The sequence below is a fragment of the Frankia sp. CcCS3 genome (assembly GCF_977927575.1).
The window spans coordinates 1-7,977 of sequence record NZ_CDWRCL010000187.1 but is presented as its reverse complement, the minus strand read 5'-3'; the positions used below and the strand labels follow the sequence as shown (position 1 = coordinate 7,977).

General features: G+C 70.8%; 6 protein-coding genes and 1 pseudogene. 1 reads left to right on the top strand and 6 read right to left on the bottom strand.

The features are described 5' to 3' along the window. Positions 1-641 precede the first annotated feature (641 nt). Positions 642-3,845, top strand: a complete 3,204-nt coding sequence (gene ileS / locus AC08OQ_RS15075; RefSeq protein ID WP_476605168.1) for an isoleucine--tRNA ligase — start codon at positions 642-644, stop codon at positions 3,843-3,845. 271 nt (positions 3,846-4,116) lie between these two features. Here ileS and AC08OQ_RS15070 read toward each other — a convergent pair whose 3' ends face one another. The 6 genes and pseudogenes from AC08OQ_RS15070 to AC08OQ_RS15045 all read right to left on the bottom strand — a co-directional run. Continuing rightward, a complete protein-coding gene (locus tag AC08OQ_RS15070) occupies positions 4,117-5,076 on the bottom strand; it encodes a DivIVA domain-containing protein (protein WP_476602246.1) in 960 nt (319 codons plus the stop codon). A 94-nt stretch (positions 5,077-5,170) separates the two neighbouring features. Beyond that, positions 5,171-5,425 (bottom strand): YggT family protein, encoded by a 255-nt coding sequence (locus AC08OQ_RS15065; RefSeq protein WP_476602247.1) that lies wholly within the window; start codon positions 5,423-5,425, stop codon positions 5,171-5,173. A gap of 76 nt (positions 5,426-5,501) precedes the next feature. After that, complete coding sequence (locus AC08OQ_RS15060) at positions 5,502-6,044, bottom strand: cell division protein SepF (protein ID WP_476605170.1); 543 nt, start codon at positions 6,042-6,044, stop codon at positions 5,502-5,504. Between the two features lie 10 nt (positions 6,045-6,054). Further along, positions 6,055-6,882, bottom strand: a complete 828-nt coding sequence (locus AC08OQ_RS15055) for a YggS family pyridoxal phosphate enzyme (RefSeq protein WP_476605167.1) — start codon at positions 6,880-6,882, stop codon at positions 6,055-6,057. After that, entirely contained in the window at positions 6,879-7,562 is a 684-nt protein-coding gene (gene pgeF / locus AC08OQ_RS15050) for a peptidoglycan editing factor PgeF (protein ID WP_476605166.1), read from the bottom strand. Before pgeF ends, AC08OQ_RS15055 begins: the two co-directional genes overlap by 4 nt. A gap of 23 nt (positions 7,563-7,585) precedes the next feature. After that, positions 7,586-7,977, bottom strand: a pseudogene (locus tag AC08OQ_RS15045) (cell division protein FtsZ); the annotation flags it as partial.

The window sequence follows — 7,977 nt, the reverse complement described above, 5'->3', positions numbered from 1 at the left end:
GGCGAGCCTCGTCCCGCCCGCGCGGTACCGGCGCCGACCCCCCGGGCGGGGCCGAGGGCTTCGTGGGCATCGCCGACGCGACGGGCCCCGCGCCCGGGGCGACGCCCCCCGGCGCGGCCGCTGCGTGATCGGCGGGATCTTCGGACACACCGCTCCCGATGGTCGGCACCTCTCCTACCCGACCACTCTACGACCCCGGGTCCCGACGATGAACCGGCCGCGCGGCGAAGGGCCGAGCCGGGGACGGGACCACTCGTCCCGTTGAGCTACGCTCATGGGCAGCGGTACGGCGTGGACGGGGACGAGTAGCGGCGGGCGCAGCCCAAGCGAGCCGGGGTCGGTGGAAGCCCGGTGGCCAGCGCGTCGCGAAGATCACCCCCGAGCCGCCGGAAGAACGGGATCCGGTCGACCATCGGGTCCCCAGTAGATCCGGCCACCGCGAGGACAACGAGGGGCCATCCCTCGGCCCGATCCGGCCGAGCGGGTGTGCAAGGAGGGTGGTACCGCGGTACCCCCGGTCCGGGCAGGACAGGCGGCCGGCGCATCGGCCGGATGGTCACGCCCGGGGCCGGTGAGGCGTCGTCCCTCCGTTGGAGAGCCAGCCCGACGGAGATCACGACTATGGAGACCGAGTCCCCACGATGAGCACCCCCCTGCGGCATCCCACCTTCGCTCCGCTGCCCGCCCAGGTGGACCTGCCCGCCCTGGAGCGGGAGACGTTGGCCCGCTGGCGCGACACCAAGGTGTTCCACCGTTCGTTGGAGGCCACCGCGGACCGCCCGCTGTGGGTTTTCTACGAGGGCCCGCCCACCGCCAACGGCAGGCCGGGGGCGCATCACGTGGAGGCCAGGGTCTTCAAGGACCTGTTCCCCCGCTACCGGACGATGAAGGGCTACCACGTTCCCCGGCGGGCCGGCTGGGACTGCCACGGGCTGCCCGTCGAGCTCGCGGTCGAGAAGGAGCTCGGCTTCACCAGCAAAAACGACATCGAGGCGTTCGGCATCGCCGAGTTCAACGCCCGGTGCCGCGAGTCGGTGCTGCGCCATGTCGCGGACTTCTCCGCGATGACCGAGCGGATGGGCTACTGGGTCGACCTCGAGGGCGCCTACCGCACCATGGACACCAGCTACGTCGAGAGCGTCTGGTGGTCGCTCAAGCAGATCTTCGACCAGGGCCTGCTGGTCGAGGACTTCCGGGTCACCCCGTACTGCCCGCGCGACGAGACGCCGCTTAGCGACCACGAGGTGTCCCAGGGCTACTCGGACGTCGACGACCCCTCGGTCTACGTCCGTTTCCCGCTCGTCGCCGACGCCCTCGGCCTCGCCGGGCAGGGCGCGCAGCTGCTGGTCTGGACGACGACCCCGTGGACACTGGTGTCGAACACGGCGGTGGCCGTTCACCCGGAGGTGGAGTACGTCCTGGCCCGCGCGGGGGATGGGGAGTTGTTCGTCGTCGCCGAACCACTGGTCACCGCGGCCCTCGGCGAGGACGCCGAGATCGTCGAGCGGTTCCGCGGGGCGGAGCTGGCCGGTGCCCGCTACACCCGCCCGTTCGAACTGCTGGCGGCGGAGCGGTTCGCGGCCGGCACCGGCGTCCCGCACTCGGTCGTGCTCGCCGACTACGTGACGACCACGGACGGCACGGGCCTGGTCCACCAGGCGCCGGCGTTCGGCGCGGAGGACCTGGCGGTCTGCCGGGCGAGCGGGCTGCCGGTGGTGAACCCGATCGGGACGGGCGGCCGCTTCCTCGCCGACGTCCCCTTGGTCGGCGGGATGTTCTTCAAGGATGCCGACGCGCCGCTGACCGCCGACCTGCGCGCACGGGGCCGGCTGTGGCGGGCGTCGACGTATACGCACAGCTACCCGCACTGCTGGCGCTGCCACACACCGTTGATCTACTATCCGCTGCCGTCCTGGTACATCCGGACCACCGCCATCCGCGACGAGCTGCTGGCGCAGAACGAGCGGACGACCTGGCACCCCGAGCGAATCAGGACCGGTCGGTACGGCGAGTGGCTGCGCGGCAACGTCGACTGGGCGCTGTCCCGCAACCGATACTGGGGGACACCGTTGCCGGTCTGGCGCTGCGACGACGACCCCACCCATCTGGTGTGCGTCGGGTCACTCGCCGAGCTCTCCGAGCTCGCCGGGCGGAACCTGGCCGACCTCGACCCGCACCGCCCGTTCGTCGATGAGGTCACCGGGACCTGCCCGACCTGCGGCGGCGTCTCGCACCGGGTGCCCGAGGTGATCGACGTCTGGTACGACAGCGGCGCGATGCCGTTCGCCCAGTGGGGTGCCCCGCACCACAACCTCGAGGAGTTCACCCGGCAGTACCCGGCGCAGTACATCTGCGAGGCGATCGACCAGACCCGCGGCTGGTTCTACACGATGATGGCGGTCGGCACGCTGGTGTTCGGCCGCTCCTCCTATGAGACGGTGCTCTGCCTCGGCCTGCTCCTGGACGCCGACGGCCGCAAGATGAGCAAGCATCTCGGCAACGTGCTCGATCCCTTCGAGCTGTTCGAGCGGCACGGCGCGGACGCGGTCCGCTGGCTGATGCTCGCCGGCGGCTCGCCGTGGGCGGACCGCCGGATGAGTCACGAGGCGATCGAGGACATCGTCCGCAAGGTCCTGCTCACCTACTGGAACACCGCGTCGTTCTTCGCCCTCTATGCCGGGGCGGCCGGCTGGCGGCCGGGCGCGAGCCCAGGCGCGGGCGCGACACCGCCGGCCCGGCGGCACGTGCTGGACCGCTGGGCGCTGTCCGAGCTCGCGGCCACCGTCGCCGAGGTGGACGAGGCGCTGGAGAACTTCGACTCGCTGCGGGCCGGGCGGCGGATCGCCCGGTTCGTCGACGACCTGTCCAACTGGTACGTCCGCCGGTCCCGCCGCCGGTTCTGGGCCGGCGACGCCGATGCCCTGGACACCCTGCACACCTGCCTGGACGCACTGACCCGAGTGATGGCGCCGTTCACACCGTTCCTCACCGACTGGCTGTGGTCACAGCTGTTCGCCGACGCCTCCCCGCAGACCCCCGACTCGGTGCACCTTGCCGCCTGGCCCGAGCTCCCCGGGGGGCTGCACACGCCGGAGCTCTCGGAGCAGATGGATCTCGTCCGGCGGATCGTGGAACTCGGCCGTGCCGCCCGGGCCGCCAGCGGGATGCGCACCCGCCAGCCGTTGCCGCGGGCGGTCATCGGCGCGAGTGCCTTCGACGAGCTCTCCCCCGAGCTGATCGCGCAGATCACCGAGGAGCTCAACGTGACCACGGTGGAGCCGGCGACCTCGGAGGTCGTCGACATCTCGGTGAAGCCGAACTTCCGGGCCCTGGGGCGGCGCTTCGGCAGGAACACCAAGGCGGTCGCCGCGGCCATCGCGGCCGCCGGTCCTCCCGTCAACGGACGGCTCACCGTCACCGTCGACGGGGAGGAGGCCGAGCTGTCCGGGGACGAGCTGATCATCACAGAGACGCCGCGGCAGGGCTGGGCGGTCACCGCCGAGTCCGGGCTCTCCGTCGCCCTCGACCTGGAGATCTCCCCGGAGCTCGCCCGCGCCGGGCTCGCCCGCGACGTCGTCCGGGTGCTCCAGGACGCGCGCAAGGCGGCAGGGCTGGAGATCACCGACCGGGTGGACGTCTCCTGGGCGGCGACGCGCGAGGAGACCGCACTCGCGCTGCGTACCCACGGTCAGACGGTGGCCGAGGAGGTGCTGGCGGTCTCCTTCACCGAGGTGGCCCGCACGGAGCTGCCTGCGGCGCAGCCGCGGGAGGCGGAAGCCCGCTCGGCGGCCGAGGAGCTGGGCCTGGCGTTCACGCTCACCCGGCACGAGACGACCGGCGGCTGAGACCGAGGCCCGAGGTCAGCGAGAGGCCCGGCGTACTGCTCCCGCCGGGAGCAGCGCCGCGGCGACCAGCGTCAAGATCAGGGACGCATAGACGAAACCGCTGCCGGCAAGGATGCCGACCACCGCAAGAACCGTACACAAAGCAAGAACTGCTCCACAAAGCGTCAGCATCTCTCGATCACCCCATCACGAGACCGCCCGTCGGCTCCGGCCCCGTCCGCGCCGGTGCCGAGGGCCACGCCAGACTCGCCGAGGGCCGCGCAGCGGATGATCAGAACTCCTGCATTCCCGGGGCGTCCCGCCGGGTGGCGTCCATGTCCGGCCGGCCGTGACCGTTGTCGCGGGCCATGGCGGCGCCGGCGGGCAGGGGCGGACCGGGCGAGAAGGTCGGCTGGTGGGCGGGGTTCTGCGGGGCGCCACTGGGCCCCATGCCCACCGCGGGCGGCGTGGGTCCACCACCCGGGTTGAGGCCCGGTCGCGGTGGCCCGCCGGCACCGACGGCCGGCTGAGTCGGCATGCCGTCCAGGTCCCGCAGCTGCATCTCCAGGTAGGCCCGCAGCCGAGTACGGTACTCCCGCTCGAACGCCCGAAGCTGCTCGACCTGGCCCTCGAGGCGACGCTTGTCGTCCTCCAAGCCGCCGAGCTGCTCGGCCACGTGCGCCCGGGCCTCACCAATGATGCGGTCCGCGTCCGCCCTCGCCTCGCGGCGGGCGCGTTCAGACTCCGCGCGCGCCTCGCGCAGCGCCTCGTCCGCCGTGCGCTGGGCCAGCACGAGGGTACGGGCGACCCGCTGCTCGATGTCGGCCTCCACCTGCGGGTTACCGCCGGCCCGGGCGGGCGGTCCGGAGGTACCCACCGCTGAGATCACCGTTGTGGGGGCGCCGCCCTGCTGCGGCCCCTGCGGCCCGGTGGGCTGCGGCTGCTGGCCCCGTTCCCGGGCGGCCTGGGCGGCCTGGGCCTGCGCCTGGGCGATCTGGCGACGCGCCTCGTCGAGCTGGCGGCGCAGGCCCTGGTTCTCCTCGAGGATCTGCGCGGGCACGCCCGGACCACCACCGCCGGAACGCCGGGCCTCGTCGAGCTGCCGGCGCAGGTCGCTGTTCTCGTCCAGCAGCCGCGTCAGCTCCGCCTCGACCTCGTCGAGGAAGGTGTCGACCTCATCCTCGTTGTAGCCCGTGCGAAACCTCGTCGGGCTGAAGACCTTGTTCTGAACGTCCTGTGGTGTCAGAGCCACGTCGCCTCCTCGTGCGGCATCGCCGCTCCCCGAAGAGAGGGCGGTCTGCGGGCAGTCTGCCGCGCCCGCGCTCGCGGTGTGCACAACAACCCCGTCACAGCCTCTGCGCATAGCTTCGAAGCACAATGATCACCAGGAAGAGCAGCAGGAACCCGAGGTCAAGCGCAACGCTACCCACTCGCAACGGCGGAAGAAATCGCCGGATGAATCGTAACGGAGGGTCAGTTGCCATGTACACAATCTCGAAGACCAGTACCAGGGGGCCGGTCGGGCGGAACGATCGGCTGAGGGCAAGAACCAGATCGATGATCCATCGCGCTATCAGGAGCAACAGATAGACCGTCAGCACCCAAAAGATCAAGCTACCTACTGTGCTGATGGCGCTCTCTCCTGAGGAACGGGGGGAACGTGATCACATTCCCTGGCTATGACTGGTTGTAGAACCCACCCTCACGGATGCGTCGCTTGTCCGTCTCGGTGACCTCGACATTGTGCGGCGAGAGCAGGAAGACCTTGTTGGTCACCTTCTCGAGGTCGCCCCGCAGGCCGAAGATCAGACCCGCGGCGAAGTCGACCAGCCGCTTGGCGTCGGCATCGTCCATGTCAGTGAGGTTCATGATAACGGGTGTCCCGTCCCTGAACTCCTCGCCGATCTGGCGCGCCTCATTGTAGCTGCGTGGCTGAAGCGTGGTGATCCGGTAGGGGTGCGGCTCCTCCACCGCGGCCACCCTGCGCATCGGCACGGGACCGGCGGGACGCAACGGTTCGACCGGTGGACGTCGCGGCATGGCGACCGGCTCCTCACGTGCGTCTATCCGATGGACCGTACGGTCCATCGGAACCGGTTCGTGCATAGCACGCCGATCGTCACGACCGACCGCACGACCGTCGTCATAGTCGTCGTCGAGATAGTCCTCATCCTCCTCGGCCAGACCGAGGTAGACCATCGCCCTGCGCCCGAGCCCCATGGGCGCGACTCTAAGGGACACCAGGCCGTTCACCGAACAAAGCGGTGCCGATCCGAAGGTGTGTCGCGCCTTCGACCACCGCGTCCTCAAGATCTCCCGACATGCCGGCACTGATGACGGTGGCCTGGGGATGCCCCACCTTCAGGCGTTCCGCCACCTCACGCAGTCGCGCGAATGCAGGTCGTGGCTTCCCTCCCCGGGGGGCGACAGCCATCACGCCTCGCAGAGCCAGTCCCGGCGCCTCCTCGACAAGATCGGCCAGGGCGGAAAGGCCGGCCGGATCGACCCCTCCGCGCCTCGAGCCGGCGATCGACGCACCAATCTTCCCATCGGAAGCACCAGGGAAGTCCAACGAGACCTGGAGACAGACCGACAGCGGGCGGCCGCGTTCCATCGCCAGCCGGGAGAGCACCGGCACCAGGCTCACCCGATCCACCGACTGCACCCAATCCGCCCAACGAAGAACGGATCTGGCCTTATTGCGCTGCAGTTGTCCGACGAAATGCCAGATCGGATCGTCGGAACCGGAGGACGGGCCGTCACCGGTCCCCTTGGTCGGGACGTTCCGTTCCCCGCCGATCAGCCGGGTGACGAAACCCACCTTCGGCCCGGCCTCCTGCTCCCGGTTCTCGGCGAAGTGCCGCACCCCGAGCATGTGCATCATCACAACATCCTGGGGTGGGTAGGTTTTACTGACCGCAATGAGGGTGAGGTGGTCCGGATCACGGCCCGCGGCCCGGGCCGCCCCTGCGATCCGAGCCCGAACCTCGGCCAGCCGCTGCGTCAACCGGTCCAGGCGCGCCGGATCGAGCTCGATCGGGCCGGGCCGGTGGATCATGGCGTCGGCCCGAGCCAGGCCAGACCGGCGAAGCGTCCCGTCCGACCCTCCCGGCGGTAGGAGTAGAGCTCCGGATCCTCGGCGGTACATCGAGCAGAAATTGTTATATCAGTCACACCGGTGACGGCGAGTTGACAACGGATACCGGCACGCAGATCGATCGCCGCGGTACCGACGCGGGTGGTGGCCGCACTCCCCGGCACCTGGGTCTCCACCTCGCAACGAAGATCCTCCGACACCTCGTAACAGCCGGCACAGATACATGGACCGATGGTGACACGGAGCTCGTCCGGGGCGGCGCCGAGCCGCTCGAGGGCCCCGAGAGTGGCATGTATCACGCCATTGGCCATCCCAACCCGGCCGGCGTGCGCCACTCCCACCACCGCGGGGGCCTCGAACAGCACCGGTGCGCAGTCGGCGACCATCACGGCGAGCGCGAGGCCGGGGACATCGGTCACCAGCGCGTCCGCCTGCGGAGGCGGCCCGTGCCGGCGCAACACGGCGACCTGCCTCCCATGCACCTGCCGCATGTACTGGACCGGCATCCGCAGCCGGTCGACGAGCCGGCGTCGGTTGACGGCGACGGCCTCGTCGGCATCCCCGACGTGGTCGCCCAGATTGAGTCCCTCGAACGGCGGGTCGCTGACCCCACCCGAGCGCGAGGTGACGAGAACCGGCATGCCGGAAGTCTGCCTGGCACCGGCTACTTGAGGAAGTCCGGCACGTCCAGCTCGTCGTCGTCGGCCACAGGCCGCACCGGCCGGCGAGGCGGGTAGGTCGGCCGGGGAGCAGTGCGCGGGGGCTCCGGGCGGTGCTGACCATGGGTCTGATCAACCGGCGGCTCCACCGGTTCACGGTTCGGCGGGGCGAGGCGGGACTCGATCGTCGGGATCACGGTCGATTCGGCCGTGGCGGCCGCGGCGGGTTCGTTCGAGGCCGGCACCCCCGGCCGCGGTTCCGGGTGGTAATGACCGACGTTCGACGGCGCGATCGGCGGCGGGGGTGCCTGCAGGTAGCTCGGCGCGGGCGGCGGGACCGGCGCGACGGGCGGGGGCGGCGGGGGCGCGGCGGGCGGCGTCCGAGACGGGACGGTGG